This window comes from Sporocytophaga myxococcoides (assembly GCF_000775915.1).
GTDB classification, from domain to species: domain Bacteria; phylum Bacteroidota; class Bacteroidia; order Cytophagales; family Cytophagaceae; genus Sporocytophaga; species Sporocytophaga myxococcoides_A.
In genome coordinates this window covers 132,241-147,907 of the sequence record NZ_BBLT01000001.1, presented here as the reverse complement: position 1 = coordinate 147,907, position 15,667 = coordinate 132,241, and the positions used below count along the sequence as shown (strand labels likewise).

The 15,667-nt window shown below is 35.9% G+C and carries 15 protein-coding genes; 5 read left to right on the top strand and 10 right to left on the bottom strand.

Annotated elements, in window-relative coordinates; genetic code table 11:
- Window positions 1-131 precede the first annotated feature (131 nt).
- Window positions 132-3,362 carry a gliding motility-associated C-terminal domain-containing protein gene (locus MYP_RS00660; RefSeq protein WP_045457087.1) on the top strand — a complete coding sequence of 1,077 codons (3,231 nt, stop codon included), beginning with the start codon at window positions 132-134 and terminating at the stop codon, window positions 3,360-3,362.
- A gap of 29 nt (window positions 3,363-3,391) precedes the next feature.
- A complete protein-coding gene (locus MYP_RS00655) occupies window positions 3,392-4,150 on the top strand; it encodes a 5'-methylthioadenosine/adenosylhomocysteine nucleosidase (RefSeq protein WP_045457084.1) in 759 nt (252 codons plus the stop codon).
- Window positions 4,151-4,187: 37 nt separating this feature from the next.
- On the opposite strand, the gene MYP_RS00650 is transcribed toward MYP_RS00655, so the two are convergent.
- The 3 genes from MYP_RS00650 to MYP_RS24625 all read right to left on the bottom strand — a co-directional run bounded on the left by MYP_RS00650 (window position 4,188) and on the right by MYP_RS24625 (window position 7,502).
- Complete coding sequence (locus tag MYP_RS00650; protein WP_045457081.1) at window positions 4,188-4,535, bottom strand: four-helix bundle copper-binding protein; 348 nt, start codon at window positions 4,533-4,535, stop codon at window positions 4,188-4,190.
- A 174-nt stretch (window positions 4,536-4,709) separates the two neighbouring features.
- Window positions 4,710-5,189 (bottom strand): hypothetical protein, encoded by a 480-nt coding sequence (locus MYP_RS00645; RefSeq protein ID WP_052429849.1) that lies wholly within the window; start codon window positions 5,187-5,189, stop codon window positions 4,710-4,712.
- Window positions 5,190-5,303: 114 nt separating this feature from the next.
- Window positions 5,304-7,502, bottom strand: coding sequence for a PAS domain-containing sensor histidine kinase (locus MYP_RS24625; protein ID WP_052429848.1), 2,199 nt, complete (start codon window positions 7,500-7,502; stop codon window positions 5,304-5,306).
- Window positions 7,503-7,724: 222 nt separating this feature from the next.
- Between MYP_RS24625 and MYP_RS00635 the strand changes: the two genes are divergently transcribed.
- The 3 genes from MYP_RS00635 (at window position 7,725) to MYP_RS00625 (ending at window position 10,255) form a co-directional block, all read left to right on the top strand.
- Complete coding sequence (locus tag MYP_RS00635) at window positions 7,725-8,969, top strand: RecQ family ATP-dependent DNA helicase (protein ID WP_052429847.1); 1,245 nt, start codon at window positions 7,725-7,727, stop codon at window positions 8,967-8,969.
- A 3-nt stretch (window positions 8,970-8,972) separates the two neighbouring features.
- On the top strand, window positions 8,973-9,776 hold the full coding sequence (locus MYP_RS00630) for a zinc-dependent peptidase (RefSeq protein WP_052429846.1): 804 nt from the start codon (window positions 8,973-8,975) through the stop codon (window positions 9,774-9,776).
- 236 nt (window positions 9,777-10,012) lie between these two features.
- Entirely contained in the window at window positions 10,013-10,255 is a 243-nt protein-coding gene (locus tag MYP_RS00625; RefSeq protein ID WP_045457078.1) for a hypothetical protein, read from the top strand.
- Window positions 10,256-10,277: 22 nt separating this feature from the next.
- Here MYP_RS00625 and MYP_RS25915 read toward each other — a convergent pair whose 3' ends face one another.
- From MYP_RS25915 to MYP_RS00595, 7 genes are all read right to left on the bottom strand, one after another.
- Window positions 10,278-10,598: a hypothetical protein gene (locus MYP_RS25915; protein WP_442196392.1), complete on the bottom strand. Its 321-nt coding sequence runs from the start codon at window positions 10,596-10,598 to the stop codon at window positions 10,278-10,280.
- A gap of 70 nt (window positions 10,599-10,668) precedes the next feature.
- Window positions 10,669-11,097: a hypothetical protein gene (locus tag MYP_RS00620; protein ID WP_045457075.1), complete on the bottom strand. Its 429-nt coding sequence runs from the start codon at window positions 11,095-11,097 to the stop codon at window positions 10,669-10,671.
- Between the two features lie 68 nt (window positions 11,098-11,165).
- Window positions 11,166-11,915, bottom strand: coding sequence for a LytR/AlgR family response regulator transcription factor (locus MYP_RS00615; protein ID WP_045457072.1), 750 nt, complete (start codon window positions 11,913-11,915; stop codon window positions 11,166-11,168).
- Window positions 11,912-12,967, bottom strand: a complete 1,056-nt coding sequence (locus MYP_RS24620) for a sensor histidine kinase (protein ID WP_052429845.1) — start codon at window positions 12,965-12,967, stop codon at window positions 11,912-11,914. The genes MYP_RS00615 and MYP_RS24620 overlap by 4 nt, the downstream gene beginning before the upstream one ends.
- Before the next feature lies 1 nt (window position 12,968).
- Window positions 12,969-13,706, bottom strand: coding sequence for a LiaF transmembrane domain-containing protein (locus MYP_RS00605; protein ID WP_045457069.1), 738 nt, complete (start codon window positions 13,704-13,706; stop codon window positions 12,969-12,971).
- 148 nt (window positions 13,707-13,854) lie between these two features.
- Window positions 13,855-14,358, bottom strand: coding sequence for a DUF2721 domain-containing protein (locus MYP_RS00600; RefSeq protein WP_045457067.1), 504 nt, complete (start codon window positions 14,356-14,358; stop codon window positions 13,855-13,857).
- Between the two features lie 49 nt (window positions 14,359-14,407).
- Entirely contained in the window at window positions 14,408-15,568 is a 1,161-nt protein-coding gene (locus MYP_RS00595) for a metallophosphoesterase (protein ID WP_052429844.1), read from the bottom strand.
- Window positions 15,569-15,667: the final 99 nt, after the last annotated feature.

The following is a 15,667-nucleotide window of genomic DNA, read 5'->3' as shown; positions in this document are numbered from 1 at the left end:
CAATTACAACCTGTAATATTCAAAATACCTATATTTAAAGACTCTTTATAAAACTCATTGTCAAGCGGCCTAAAAATCGTATTTTTGAATATATAAAAATCGTCTATTTTTCAAATGACATTGTTTTACAAATGAAAAGTAAATTTTTCTTAATCATCCTGTTACTGCTTAATATCACCGGATTAAAAGCTCAATACAGCAAGTTTGACTGGGGATTCTCCATTTATGAAGGACAAGGAAAACTTCAGCAAACAAATGACTTTGTACTTGATTCGGACGGAAGTATTATAGCTACCGGTTATTACACCGGTTCAGGGATGGATTTTGATCCTGCTAATACCAATAAATTTTTAGTAGGACGTGGGGAGAAAGATCTCTTTGTTGCCAAATATAGTCGGGATGGAAAATTGATGTGGGCCTTTGGAATCGGTTCCTCACAGGATGATGAGGGTAAAAGTATTTGTATTGATAAAGAAGGCAATATTTATATCACCGGATATTTTCAGGGAACTTTAGATGTCGATCCGGGAGATGGAATCCGCAGCCTATTTGGAACATTCGGCATCAGACAAACATTTGTTGCAAAATATAAAGGAACTGATGGTTCTCTTATTTGGTCTGGTATGATAAAATCCTCTTCGGATAATGTGGGAATTGGTATATCCACTAACGAGTCCGGATATATTTCTTTAACCGGAAACTGGACTTCTGAAAATCAGTTAAACCAAATTGATTTAGATCTTAACAGCAAAGGATATTTCAAACAAGGAAGAGGAAAAAAGTCCTCTTTTATTTCTACATACAGCAATGCCACAGGAGAAATTAAATGGGGCGGAATAATGACTGGCTTTGATGCAACATGTGAAATTACAGCTCATATAACAGATCCTAAAGGAAATATTTATACTGCTGGATACTTTTCACAAACAATAGATTTTGATATTAATGAACCAGTGAATGAGCGAAAAAGCAGTTATGGCGCTGTCTTTCTGACAAAGTATTCTCAAACAGGAACTCTGGAATGGATCAACACTTTTCAGAATAATTTTTCGGACAAAACAAACATGATCCATGATCTTTGTATTGATAATTCAGGCTATATTACCATTACAGGATCATTGGAAACGCAGACAGACATAGACCCTTCCTCTGCAACTAACAATATCAGTCCAAAATCTTCCTGTAATATTCTGCTTGCTCAATTTGATGAACTAGGAAACTATAAATGGTCTCTCGTCATAGGAAGCGGGGCAGTGGCCCGCGGACTAAATGTCGCTGCTTCACCATCCGGCACCATTTATCTTGCCGGCGTTTTTCAAAACAGATTAGATCCGGATCCGGAATCATCAAATTCAAGTACATTAAACGGCCTGGGAACAGATATAGTGATGGCTAAGTATTCTCAGGACGGTAAATTTATTTGGGCTGAAAATATCGGTGGGAACCACAATGATACTGTTTCTGCTATCGCTGTTAACGGCAAAGGTAAAGTATTTATTGGTGGAGCAGTGGACGGTAGTGGTAATTTCGACCCGGATCAGCAGCAACAAGCTTTTTTCGCCGCGAATAAGGGTGACTTATTCATTGCAAAATACGATTCCAGAATAGAACCTATCTTCACTTTTAATCCTCCATTCCAAATGACATATGGAGATAAGCCATTTACCCTGGAAGCATCTGTTAATTCGGGATTACCTATAACTTACATTAGCTCTGATACCTCTGTAGTTAAAATTTCAGGAATAACAGCGACTATCACAGGAGCAGGATTTACAGGATTGATAGCAAATGCTGAGGGAAACGAAAATTATTACCCTGGTGCATCATCACCCAGGAATTTAACAGTTAACAAAGCACAACAGGAATTAACTTTTGAAGATATTCCCACTAAAACATATGGCGATGCTCCATTTGTACCAGATATGAGATCAAGTTCAGGCCTTCCAATCACTCTTTATAGTGAAATTGAAAGTATAGCTACCACTTCCGGAGATACTATTACAATTACAGGAGCCGGGACTGTAACTATCAGTGCCTGGTGTGAAGGAGACAAAAATTATTACTCATCAATCCCTGTTTATAAAATCTTAAATGTAAACAAGGCTAATCAGCTAATTACCTTTGAACCAATGGCTGAGCGAACCTATGGGGAACCTCCTTTTACCATAAATGCAACTTCATCTTCCGCTTTGCCCTTACAATTCAAAAGTTCTGATCTTACTGTCGCAACAATATCTGGAAGTGTAATTACACTTACTGGCATTGGAAATACTTCTATTATTGCTTATCAGGAAGGGGATCAGAATTATCTTCCTGCTCCTACTATTGAAAGACAATTGAAGGTGAAAGGTCCGATCTTATCTATTTCAGGAAGAGAAATTGTAGCAGAAAATACTTTGCAGGCATATTCGATCGTACCTCAGTTAAGCGGACACACCTATGAGTGGGAATACTCGGACGAAAATGTTGTATTTCCAAATAAAACAGGTCCAACAATCGCCATAGGCTTTAATAAAAATGCAGCGAATGGTAATCTGCGATGCTTCGTTTTCACACCTGAAGGAAGTCAATATGACACTGTCGACTTTGCTGTAAAAATCAACCGGGGATCAACTGTAATTCTTCCCGGCACATCTTGCCCTGCTTCAACTGCGTTTGAACCATGTTCGGGAGGTCAGATAGATTATTTCAGTCTTGCATCAATAGTAAACAAAAATTCAGGATGCAACCCAACCGGATATTCAGATTATACACAGTCGGAGATAAGTACGAAAATCTTCCTAGGAGATATCTATACTGCAGAGATTCATACATCAAACTATAAATTATCTTCTCCCACATATTATACAGCCATCTGGATTGATTATAACAATAATGGTGAGTTTGATGATGCAGGAGAGTTCCTTTCTTCTTCTTTCGGCAAAGATTCAGTGATTACTCTCCCAAACCTCTCCATATCTGGCAATGCTGATTTTGCCGGAGCAAGAAGACTGAGAGTCCGCATGCGTACCACCGGAGCATTTACATCTGAACAAGGTTGTATCTCTCAGGGAGAAACAGGAGAAACAGAAGATTACCTTGTGCAACTTACCAGCCATGATCGTCTGGAAGCTCCAAGCATTATCACCCCCAACAATGATGGTATGAATGATTATTTTGTTATTCGTGGAATCAATAATAAAGAAGACAATAAGCTGGAAATTTTTGATCGTTTCGGCCAGTTATGGTATAGCAAAAATAGCTATGCAAACAACTGGAATGGCAACTCTGATAAAGGGGAACAGCTTCAGGCAGGAACCTATTATTATGTTTTCTACAATGGAGAGAGCATCATCAAAGGGTTTGTTGAACTAAAATATTAATTTTAAAAATTACCAAAATAAAATTAGCTATGCTAACGGGAATACTTGTACCGATGCCTGAGGAAATCGAGCTGATCATTTCCAACATGAATATAGAATCAGTATATGAGTCGGGCCGAAGAAATTTCTACAAAGGAACACTCAACGGCAATGAATGTGTTGTAGCCCTTTCTCGTATTGGTAAAGTAGCCTCTTCTGTAACTGCCGCAATAATGATTGAACGTTTTGGGATAGATCGCCTTATTGTTGCAGGCGTGGCCGGCGCTGTGAATACAAAATTAAAAGTCGGAGATATCGTTGTAGCTACTGAAGCTACTCAGCATGATCTTGACGCTCGCCCTTTGTTTCCGCAATTTGAAGCTCCTCTGTTAGACAAAGCTATATTCCCATGTCATGATTCTCTTGTCTGCTTTGCTGTTTCCTGTTGCGAAGAGTTTCTTCAGGATGATTTCCAAAAATATATTAACGAGGAATATATTCAGCAATTTTCACTTAACAGCCCTGCAGTGTATAGTGGGCAGATTTGTTGCGGAGATCAGTTTATTGGATCTGCTCAGCAATTGAATAAAATACAGAAGGAATTGCCTGATGCTTTATGCGTTGAAATGGAAGGCGGGGCAGTAGGCCAAATCTGTTATGAATTCAATATTCCTTACATAGTTGTAAGAACCATTTCCGATTCAGCCAATGATCATGCTCCAATAGATTTCTCAAAATACATTGAGAATGTTGCAAAATATTATACCCTTGGAGTAGTAAGCAAAATTCTTTCTAAAATTAATGAATAAATAAAGGCTGTTTAAAAATTAAACAACCTTATGACATTTACTTTTGCAAAATAGGTTCATGCAGTTCATGACAGGCATCGGCACAACGTAGACACTTTTCTGCACATTCCTTACAATGTCGCATGGAAGAGTGTTTCCTGCATTCCTCGGCACATTTTCTGCAGATTTCTTCACACAATAAAAGGTACTGATGTGCTATTGTAGAATCTCTTCTTAAAAGCGCTGCAGCAGTTCTGCATATATCCGCACAGTCTCTGTCAAACTCAATACATTTTGCAAGCACTTTTACATTGTCTTCTCTGAGACAAGCTGTAGCACACATTTCGCAGACTGCACCGCAATCATTTAAAATTTCTATTAAAGCTAGATCATTTTGATTTAACATGTTGCTTTTCCTTTGGTGGCTTATAAGTAAAACCATCAGTATAAAGGAATGTTAAACCAGCCTTAAGAAGAGCATGGCATTGATTCGTTAAGTAAGTAAGCTTATATGCAACACATAAAAAAAGCTCAATGCATTCTTCGCATTGAGCTTAATAATTACTATTTCAATTCTACATTACATCTTTTTTCCTTTTCCCTTACCTTTACCTTTGCTATGCCCTTGATTTGTCCCATTTCCATGATAATATTTATCCGCTTTACATTTATATTTTAGATCTTTTTTCATGGCATGAAATTCAGGAGATCCGGGTTTAATTCCTAAGTCTTTGGCTATTTGTCCCCACCCGTGGCCTTTATTTCCTTCATAACATTCAATTACTTTTTCAACAGGTTTACTGCAATGGCGGGAAGTCTCCAGAACTAATAATAAATCAGCGGGTTCCATTTTATATGATAAAAGTAGATGATCTATTCTCCCCTCCGACAAACCAAAGTCAACACTGATTTTCTTCTTAAACAAACTAAAATCTGTCTTTGAATGAATATTAAAATCTCTTAGAGCTGCATCTAAATTAACATCTCCGGTCCTAAAAACCTGTGCATCAGAATATTGAAACGCAAAACAAAATAAAACGAACAGTTTTAAAATTCTCATAATCGTATATATTAATTATAAAATTATACGATTATCCCTAAAACCGGTTTACCCAATCATATACAATCTTAAACTATTCCAAAAACTTTCATGAACTGCTAGCCCTCCTGAATATCAGGACCTGGTTAGTTCCCGTGGAAGAATTATATGAAATTCAGCACCCCCGGATTCAATATTTCGAACAGAAATACTGCCGTTAAACTTCTCAATTCCATTCTGAACGATGTACAAACCTAACCCTGATCCTTTAGAATCATAATCTCCGCGATAAAACATATCAAAAATTTTATTTATAATTTTTGAATTAATTCCTCTTCCGTTGTCTTCAACAATAATTTCAATGGCATCATTAATATCCCTGACTGTTACCTTAATCAGAAGTTTTCTCAAAAGCGACTTGTATTTAATTGAGTTCTCAAAAAGGTTTTGAAATATAGAAACTAGCAATTCCTCTTCGGAAAAAAATGGTGCTTTAAGCTCTACATTCAGCTCAAGTATAGGAAGATCATATGCCTGCTGATAAATCAGAGTATCCAATACTTCCGGCACCAGTTTTCTGAAGTCAATTTCAACAAACTCAAATACATTACTTTTTATCTTTATTATCTTCATAAGGTTAACCAGCGAGCTATCAAGTTTTTTGGTACATTTTTCTATTAGTGAAAAATATTCAATTGCTTTTGCATCTTTCACCTCATTTTTAGCAACCATGGTAAGGCCAATCACTGAAGCCAGCGGACCTTTGAGATCATGAGAAGCCATATACAAAAACTTCGACAACTCTTCTGCAATCTTATTGGCCTCTTCCTTGCTTTTCTTTAATTCAGAAGCATCAATAACAAAAACTACTCCCGTGTTATTTATCCCTCCTAAAATAGCAGATGCGACAAAAACAGGTACCCTACTCCCATCCCTTCTCAGATATTCCTTCTCGTATGGATTTATAAATCCATTCTTTAAAAATTCCTGAACCGCTATATCATCTCTCCATATATGTTCTTCAGGAGTTAAATCCTTCCAATATATTTCCTTCTCCTCAAACTGCTCTTTAGTATATTTTATAATATCTAAAAACTTTGAATTGGCCTCCACTATTCTATAGCTTGAATCTGTAAAGGCAATACCGATCATCGGTGTATTAAACAAACTACGAAACTTTGCCTCACTCTTCTTAATCTCTTCTTCGGCTAATTTCTGATCAGTAATATCTTTAATGGAAATGTGTGTAGATTTTCCATCTGCTAATTCAAAATAGGTTATTTCCACCTCTGCTGGAAACTCGTTTCCATTTTTATCGGAAAAAAACAGCTCAAATGTATTTTCTACCTCTTCCTTATTATTGATTTTTCTAATCCGTTCATTAATGGTTTCAACCGAAGATAAAGCTAAAAGAACGGTTGGTGATTTTCCTATAAGTTCATCTGCTGAACTGTATCCAAACTTTTTTAACAATGCATCATTTACAAGTATAATTTTGTAGTCTTTTGATATAAGGTTTGCTCGTTGAGATTTTTCAAACAACATTCTGAATCGCTCTTCTGAATTTTTTAATTCTCTCTGATATTTGATCTTAAGAGTAATATCAGTAAATGTTCCGATATACCCTTTTACCTTCCCAGAGTCATCAAATAAGGGAGTACCATGGATCATCACATTCAGTATTTTCCCATTACCAGAAATCAATTCTCCTTCAAAAACAGAAGCTACATCTTTTACTCCTTTACGATGTTGACGCTTCATGGACTCTATACTTCTTGGAGTAAAAAATTCAGTATAAGCTTTTCCCTTTATGTCATTAACAGACGAAAGGTTCAACATGGAACACATAGATTTATTAAGATATAATGTATAACCTTTCATATCAACTTCCCAAATACCTACATCTATCTCGTCCATTATAAATTCAAACTTTTTCCCACCTGGATTAAATACTTCCGCAGTCTTTGGTAAATTCTTGACAAGCATTAGAACATTTGTATTTTCATCAATATTTTCCTTGAAAGGCAGATAGGAGAACCTGAACAACTCACTGGAAAAAACAGAAAATGGACCTAAGGTTAAATCTCTTAATTCTCTAGAATTTCCATTTAAAGCTTCTTTGATACATGTAATGTGTTCCGAGTACTTCAGAGATGGAAACAGGTCCGTAATCACACATCCCAACACTTCATTTTTTGCAATACCAAAAATGTATTCTGCTTCGGAATTGATGTTAAAAATTCTCAAATCGGAATCCAGCAACAGATAACCTAGTTGCTCATGCCTTGCAAGCATTTCAGCCAATTGTAAGGAGGCATCGTTTTTTCGGATCATCGATTTCTTGTTCGTTAGAGGAGCTAGAAAAACAGAAAAGGACTAGAGCTATTAAATGCTTTTCTGATTACTTTTCAACTATTATAAATATAAACAACTGCAAATCAAGAATAAACTCAGAAAGCAAATGTTAATAAGTTGTTCAAAATTAGCCATGTTATCAAATAAAAAAAACACTTATTTTTAAAATTGGCTTTTACAAATTTCTTTTGATCTTCACAGATGGATTCATTGCAGGTTCTTCAGAATGTATTTGGTTATTCTGCTTTCAGGTTTGAGCAGGAAAATGCAATCAGAAGTATATTATCAGGAAGAGACACTTTTGTCCTCATGCCCACTGGTGGGGGCAAATCACTTTGCTATCAGGTTCCGGCCCTTGTATTCGAAGGATTAACGATTGTAGTATCACCCCTGCTTGCTCTTATGAAGGATCAGGTGAATACTCTCAGGGCTAAAGGAGTAGAAGCCGCCTGCCTCAATTCTACTATAGGGATAAGTGAACGACTGGACACACTTGAGAAAATTGAAAACCAACAATTAAAAATTTTATATCTGGCTCCTGAAAGGTTCTTTGGGGAAGAAAACGAACTAATGGAGCTATTAAAATCAGTAAAAGTTTCTCTTATAGCAGTTGATGAAGCTCACTGTATTTCCCAATGGGGGCACGACTTCAGGCCTGAGTTTCTTCAACTGGGAGAGCTGCGTAATAAATTTCCTGGAGTACCGGTAATTGCTTTAACTGCCACGGCTGACGAGCTTACAAGAAATGATATAATTCAACAACTGCAGCTGAAAGAACCGGAAATATTAGTGGCAGGATTTAACAGACCTAATATTAAATACCACGTTAGAGCTAAAAAAGACGGCTATGCTAAGCTGGTTTCTTACCTGAGACCAAGAAGGCAAGAATGCGGAATCATTTATGTATTCTCAAGAAAATCAGCAGAAGAACTTGCTGCCAAACTTCGTCTTGAAGGATACAATGCAAGACCCTATCACGCCGGTCTTGACAAATGGGTAAGAGACCAGAATCAGGATGCCTTTATCAAAGGGGAAGTAAAAATCATTGTTGCCACTATTGCCTTTGGAATGGGAATAGACAAGCCTGATGTCAGATATGTGGTACATATGGATTTGCCTAAAAATATTGAAGGATATTATCAGGAAACAGGGAGAGCAGGAAGGGATGGTAATCCTAGTGAAGCTATACTATTCTATAGCAGCGCTGATGTCTCCAAAATGAAACGTTATGTTGAAGTTGAGAACAACTCGGAACAAACAGCACTTATGTACAAAAAGCTGGGTAGAATGGCTGAATTCTGCGAAATAAATACCTGTAGAAGAAAATATCTGCTGGAGTATTTCGGGGACACCTATGACACTGAAAATTGTGGCTCCTGCGATGTTTGCATGAATGCAAATGAAAATCCCCAGACTCAGTTATTTTCGCCCTATACAGCTCAATAAATAATGTTTCCATCTTTTTATCTATTCCCCTTCCTTTTTTTGATAATCGCTATTGCAGGTATTGTTTTTTTTATTTCATTCTGGATAAAAAGTGAGAAAAAGAAAAAGGAGAAAATTCTGAATGAACCATTCCCTGAAAGCTGGAAAGAATTCCTGAACAAAGCAATATCTTTTTACCATGAACTTGATGATCTTCAAAAAATAAGATATGAAAATAAGATCAAATTATTTCTCAATAATATAAGAATCACCGGAGTAGAGATTGAAATAAGTGATGAACTTCGGCTACTTGCTGCTTCGAGTGCTATTATTCCTATATTTTATTTTGATGAATGGGACTATTTCAATCTTGTTGAAATACTGATTTACGATGAAGAAGTAAATCCTAATCAGCCAAATGATCCTGAGCGTGGTGGAACATTACTCGGACAGGTTAGACCTTTTCAGAACAGGCATATTATGCTTCTATCCATGCAATCCCTCATTCGTGGATTTGCATATATGAATGGTAAGGATAATCTTGGCTTTCATGAATTCGCTCATCTTATTGACGAAACTGATGGATCTATTGATGGCATTCCGAAATCAATATTACCCCCTAACCTGGTTAGGCCTTGGACAGACTTGATGTATAAGGAAATAGAAAAAATCAAAAAGGGGCATTCTGATATTAACCCTTACGGCGTTACCAATTCTGCAGAATTTTTCGCTGTTGTTTGTGAATACTTTTTTGAAAATCCTGATAAGTTTAAAAATAAACATCCTGAACTATATTCTATTTTAACCACTGCCTTTAAAAGATCATGAATATGAAATAAATACAGATTTGATGCCCTTAAACTAATTTTTTCCAAAACGCTTCTTTGTTTAATCCAAACAAAATGTATTTCATGCTGGTTATTTACTCACATGGTTAATTAATTATAACCCGAAGGCTGAGTTTGATGAAACTGAATATTAATTCGAATTAATCACCGTGTAAGAAATTACAGCAATCACATTTTTCAGCCTTTATAAAGACTAATGGAAATGATTATACTAAAATGGAAGAGAAAACTTTAATTACCGAAGCAATTGAACTGAAACCTGAAGATATATTAAGAAATCCTAAAGGAAGGATATACAAAATTAACTCCTATCATCAAAATAAAAACAGTTTCAGATTAAGTCCCTATCCTATAGTACAGGAAGAAGAAAACCCGATCAGCCTTATCATCACTAAAGAAGCATTGATCGCAAAAAAATGGGAACTAATAACAGAAAAAGACATCAAGCTTTCAGCATAGTGAAAGCTTGATTTTTTTCTGCCTATATATGCTTCTTCTCTATTGTTTTTTTCAATTCTATCAAACTAACCTGACTTACCAGTATCATTCCTCTCCTTGGCCTGTCCAGATCTATAATATCACTATAGAAAATAGTGCACACACATAATGAAAACAAGAGGGTAAAGAATATATGTCTGTCTGAAGCAATTCCACAGCTATACCCAACTGCGACATTGGTTAAGACAGATATCAGAAACAATAGGAAAAAGATTGGCTCTGGAACATGATTCTCCATAGCTATATAACGTTTATTACTCGCATCGATAAGTTTATTCAGAGATTCAATTACAACCGCTGCCAGATAGTCAGGTAATTCCTTCGTAATTTCAGGAGTATAGGATCATAATTTATTCTGGATTTCTCTGGTATGATTATTTACAGCCGAAAACTTTGGACTCATCCAGATTGGGTTGATAAAACAAAAGCCTTATATCAATATATTCTCTTAATGCTTTATGCAGCTGTCTCCTGGTGGAAACAGGTAAAAGGTCGCATCTGTAATAAGCCGTTTCTATCGCATCCGTTTCTTCTGATAAAAGAGTACGACCATCATCAAATCTGGAAACAGCCATTGCAAAGGTAAATGCAATCATTAGTCCAAGGAGACTTATCAAGCCTACTTGAAAATTTGTAACTACACTCCTTCTCTTTTCATCGCTCACAGCCGGGCTTTTAATTCCCATCCTGAAACCTGTTTCAAAACCAATAAACATGATAAGCAGCACAACTAATGTTATAAACCATTCATTAATCCAGAACAGGAACATTTTAGCCAATAGAATGTAAACTGCTGGTGTCATAGAGCAACAATTACACCTATGAATACTCTTTGTATTGATTGATGTTTAAAACAGGCTTATATAGAAGATTAAAAATTAAGGGTCTTTCTCAATTCGGAATAATTACTTCTGCTTACAGGTATTTTAGCTCCGTTACGTAAGACAATAAGATGACTGTCCTTTTCATAAGGCTCAATCTGAGTAATCTCATTAAGGTTAACAATATAAGATCTGTGAACCCTCATAAAAATTGCAGGATCAAGAGCATCTTCGAAATATTTCATCGTTTGCTGTTTTAAAAATTTTCCTGCTTCACAATAAATCATAACATAATCGTCCTGTGCTTCAATATAAAAAACATCATTTACCTGAACCACATTGATTTTATTGCCTGTTTTAACTGCGATCCTTTCTAGTGTACCAACCTTTTGTTTTAAGGTATTGTTGATTCCAGAAGCTTCAATTACAGATTTACCTTGTTGAAGCCTTACTTTTGCTTTTTTAATTGCCTGTTCAAACCGCTCTCTGGAGTAAGGCTTCAGAAGATAGTCTGCAGCATTCATTTCAAACGCTTTTAGTGCATATTCATCAAAAGCTGTTGAAAAAATAATCAAAGGAGGACTTTCCATCAGCTCAAGCATTTCAAAACCTGTCAGCTTAGGCATTTGTATATCCAGAAAAAGAAGATCAGGTTGCAATTCCTGAACAGATTTTAATGCAGAAAAACCATCACCACATTCAGCAATTACTTCCATTTCAAAATCATCTTTCAGATACGATCTTATAAGACTTCTTGCCAGTGGCTCATCATCCGTAATGATTACCTTATACTTAGTCATATTTGTTTTTGAGGAATAAGAACATCTACACGAAATTTATGATGTTCTATTTTAACTTTTAACAGGTCAGATCTTCCAAAAGTAAGGAATAATCTTTGCGCAACATTCCTCAACCCTATTCCTTTGCGGCTTTCCTTTTTTATTTCAGGGTCAAATGAATTCTCAATAGAAATATGTAAGAAATCATTTATAAGTTGAGCATTGATTGAAACTACAATACTTTCAAGGCTTTCATAAACTCCGTGCTTCACAGCATTCTCCACCAATGGCTGGAGCAACATTGGTGGTATTAAGGAACCAATCACAGAATCATTAATATCTAATCCTATCCGCAACTTTTCTCCAAAACGTATTTTTTCAATATCAAGATACAAATTTATGGTTTCAAGCTCTTCTTCAATATTGATTAAGGAGATCTTGCCCTGATCAAGGGATTTTCTTAAAAAGGTGGAAAGATTGACAATCATTTCACCTGCAGCTTTCGGATCAAGTATAGTCAATGCATTGATTGAATTAAGGCTGTTGAATATAAAATGAGGATTGAGCTGAGATTTCAACATCGACAGCTCTGTTTCCTGAATAGCAGACTTCAGCTCAGCCTCCTTTAACTGCTTTTCCTTTATAGTCCTGGAAAACATTATCAAATAATAACTCAAAATAAAAGCCAGGAAATAAAAGATTCCGGAAATACATCTCCAAGGTAAAGAGTCGTCAAGAAACTCTAAGTATTCAGAATTACCAGTATTTATTGCATTCAATATCAAATAACCTGAACCAACAGATAATAATACATATACCACTGCCGCTCCCAGGTAATTTGTACAGATAAAATAGAAAGTCTGATTTGCAAAATTAAGATACCTGACCATGTACCAGAGGCTAAGTCCAGTGAAGGAAAATAAAAAATTAAAAACCGCTGCATCCAGAAATGCCTGGAGAAGGGCCTGTTGATATAAAATAAATACAATCACTGTATGAGCAATTGAAATCAATACCCAAACAGTGATATAAAAATAAAGTTGTTTAATTTTTCCGGTAAAAGGGTGAATCATCTTACCCTCTTTTAATTTCAACGCCTCCCATTACCAAAGTTCCTTTAAGCACAATCTCTGCAGCAGGATCAATGTAAGCATTTTTATCTTTAGGTGCTGCTTTATCTTCAAAACCTCCCATAATTGTAACCAGTTCAGAACGAACATTCCACTCATGTGGCACAACCAGTGTCAAACCTCCGCAGACTGCAACAATATTAATTACATTGTTTTCTTTGGAAAGGTAGCAATTGGTAAGGTCTATTTCAGCACCTCCGAAGATTGCTGTTACTTTTCCCCCTTTAAAATCATACGAGCTAATTTGCTTCTCAGCTCCGCTAAAGATGACAGTAGTTTCCATATAATTTTCTTCAGTTATATCTATTGTTGAATCTCTTTTAAAATCGATTAATACTTTTTTTTTTGGAAAGATCATTTTGAAGAAAATACCTAAGCCTATTAATATGAAAATTGCCGGCCATATTTTCCCAAACTCTAACTTTGGAATGTTCAGCGCTTCGGGTAATATAAAGAAAGTGCCAATTGCAGCCATAGTAAGACCGAACATCCAGTTTCGGAGCAGGATATTATAAACACCAAAAGAAATCAAAAGCATTTTCCAGGTGTATACATAAGAAGGTAGTATTAATATTTCAAGGTTCTTAAATAATAGAACGGCTCCGATACCAATAAAAAACAGGGCTGACCAGAAAGCATCGATAGATGAGTTTTGCATATTTGAACAATTATCTTTTTTCATATTTTTTCTTATTGATATGTCAAAAATAGAAAGCGCATAAAAAAATAAAAATTAAAATCGGTGAGCTGCAAAAAAATACCGGTAAGTGGAATAAAATTAATTTAGTTCTGAATACAGATATTACAGCAATCAAAGGATTCAATAAATTTCAGATATCATCTTCCTCATGCCTGGAGTTGAACTTTTCAGTTCCGACATCCAAAACATAATTCATTTCTTCTCTTACGGCAATCAATGCTATACCTGATTCTGAAATCAACAACAGAGTTGCATAGAATACTAATCCTGAACCAATTATCCCAAGGACCAAAGGCAACCATGTAAAACGGATATTCACTATTTCCACAACGCCGATGCATATACTGGTAGCAACAAAGTCACTCAAAGCTACATAGAGTATAGTCATAGCTCTTTGCAATAACCTTGTTCTTCGTGTAACCTTATTTAACTGATTATAAACATGTTCTTTTTCCGATAGTGCTTTTTTGGTAAATAAATTTCTGATCAGTCTTTCAGACAGGTTTCTGGCACGATCAATATTCCTGCCCAGGCGCTGACTGGTAGCTACAATAAGCGAAGTGGTAGCCAAAATCAGCACGGCAGGTGTGATCATGGCTGTAAGTATAGTTAATGCAAGAGATACATCTTTCATAAGATTCAGTCTAACTCTCTTTCTTTTCTCTTTTAATTCAAACTAAATTTTAATCCTTCAGATTCCACTCTTTTCTAAAGTCCACAAAATCAACTCCCGAAGAATATGTATCGAAAGCATTTACCGAAATAAGTTCCATTTCGGGATATCTAAGTGCAGTAAGCTTTCCCCCAAAGACACATCCACTGTCGATATCTATAGAATTATTAATCCAAAACGGCTCTTTTACCGGAGTATGTCCATATACAACTTTAGCTTTCCCATTATAATCTCGGCCCCAATCCTGCCTTACAGGTAGTCCGTCATCTTTTTTCGTTTCTCCTGGCTCACCAAAAACACAATAGTCTTTTATTTCTCTCTTATCCTTCCCCTGCATATCTTCCCTGATACCCGCATGAACAGCAATAATACGCCCATCATCCAAGACGTAATGAGAAGGCAGGACTTTCAGAAAACGTATTACATTATTTTTAAATGCTTCAGACTTCCTCTCAAACTGTCTTATTGTTCTTTCCAGCCCACTATTTACCCTGACAGGATTACCTTTCAGGTAGCGTAAAAATTTCTCGTCATGGTTTCCAAGGACAGCATAAGCTATATTCTGATCATTCAATTCTAGAATAAGTTCCATTACCTTGTCACTTGCCGGCCCTCTGTCCACCATGTCTCCCAGGAAAACTAATTTTCTTTTATCAGGATGAAAATATTTTTTTTGAAGAGTACTATTTTTTATAGCATCTGTAGTAACATAACCAAGCTTATCAAGTAAAGCATTCAGCTCCTCATAACATCCATGAATGTCTCCAATAAAATCAAAAGGGCCATGTTCATTACACATTCTGGTTCGCATCCTTTTTAATCTGAATGAAAGAGCATTCCATTCTTTTAGGTCATCAGTAAGATACACATTCTTTACTCCCTGCCTTCGTAGCTTTTTTCTTACTTTGAAATTAATTACTTTATCAGGATTGTTGCGATCTACTTTACCAAGCACATGGAAGGGGACAAAATTCTTTTTTGCAACCTTTGCTAAATATAAGATCGCATCAAAGTCAGGGCTGATAATATGAAGAAAAGTCAACAATCCCTTTTCTAACCGTTGCAAGAGTTTAGGATCGTCGATACCAGTAACCTTATGCTTTACCCTTTCTGGTAATTGTCCGGTTCCGGCAATTAAAATCAATGCATCTTCTTCAAAAGATAACTGCATTCCTGGTAAATTTAATTTCCCTTACTTCCACAATAACAAAAAACTTAATGCAATCAGTTTTAGGAAACGCAAAGGATGAATTTTCTTGTTAAATAGAAA

Excerpts from the sequence above, each read along its gene's own strand:
- MYP_RS00605 (WP_045457069.1), bottom strand. The coding sequence starts at position 13,706 with ATGAAAAAAGATAATTGTTCAAATATGCAAAACTCATCTATCGATGCT.
- MYP_RS00595 (WP_052429844.1), bottom strand. The coding sequence starts at position 15,568 with ATGCAGTTATCTTTTGAAGAAGATGCATTGATTTTAATTGCCGGAACC.
- MYP_RS00655 (WP_045457084.1), top strand. The coding sequence starts at position 3,392 with ATGCTAACGGGAATACTTGTACCGATGCCTGAGGAAATCGAGCTGATC.
- MYP_RS00615 (WP_045457072.1), bottom strand. The coding sequence starts at position 11,915 with ATGACTAAGTATAAGGTAATCATTACGGATGATGAGCCACTGGCAAGA.
- MYP_RS00630 (WP_052429846.1), top strand. The coding sequence starts at position 8,973 with ATGTTTCCATCTTTTTATCTATTCCCCTTCCTTTTTTTGATAATCGCT.
- MYP_RS24625 (WP_052429848.1), bottom strand. The coding sequence starts at position 7,502 with ATGATCCGAAAAAACGATGCCTCCTTACAATTGGCTGAAATGCTTGCA.
- MYP_RS24620 (WP_052429845.1), bottom strand. The coding sequence starts at position 12,967 with ATGATTCACCCTTTTACCGGAAAAATTAAACAACTTTATTTTTATATC.
- MYP_RS00650 (WP_045457081.1), bottom strand. The coding sequence starts at position 4,535 with ATGTTAAATCAAAATGATCTAGCTTTAATAGAAATTTTAAATGATTGC.
- MYP_RS00645 (WP_052429849.1), bottom strand. The coding sequence starts at position 5,189 with ATGAGAATTTTAAAACTGTTCGTTTTATTTTGTTTTGCGTTTCAATAT.
- MYP_RS00660 (WP_045457087.1), top strand. The coding sequence starts at position 132 with ATGAAAAGTAAATTTTTCTTAATCATCCTGTTACTGCTTAATATCACC.
- MYP_RS00625 (WP_045457078.1), top strand. The coding sequence starts at position 10,013 with ATGGAAGAGAAAACTTTAATTACCGAAGCAATTGAACTGAAACCTGAA.
- MYP_RS00600 (WP_045457067.1), bottom strand. The coding sequence starts at position 14,358 with ATGAAAGATGTATCTCTTGCATTAACTATACTTACAGCCATGATCACA.
- MYP_RS00620 (WP_045457075.1), bottom strand. The coding sequence starts at position 11,097 with ATGACACCAGCAGTTTACATTCTATTGGCTAAAATGTTCCTGTTCTGG.
- MYP_RS00635 (WP_052429847.1), top strand. The coding sequence starts at position 7,725 with ATGGATTCATTGCAGGTTCTTCAGAATGTATTTGGTTATTCTGCTTTC.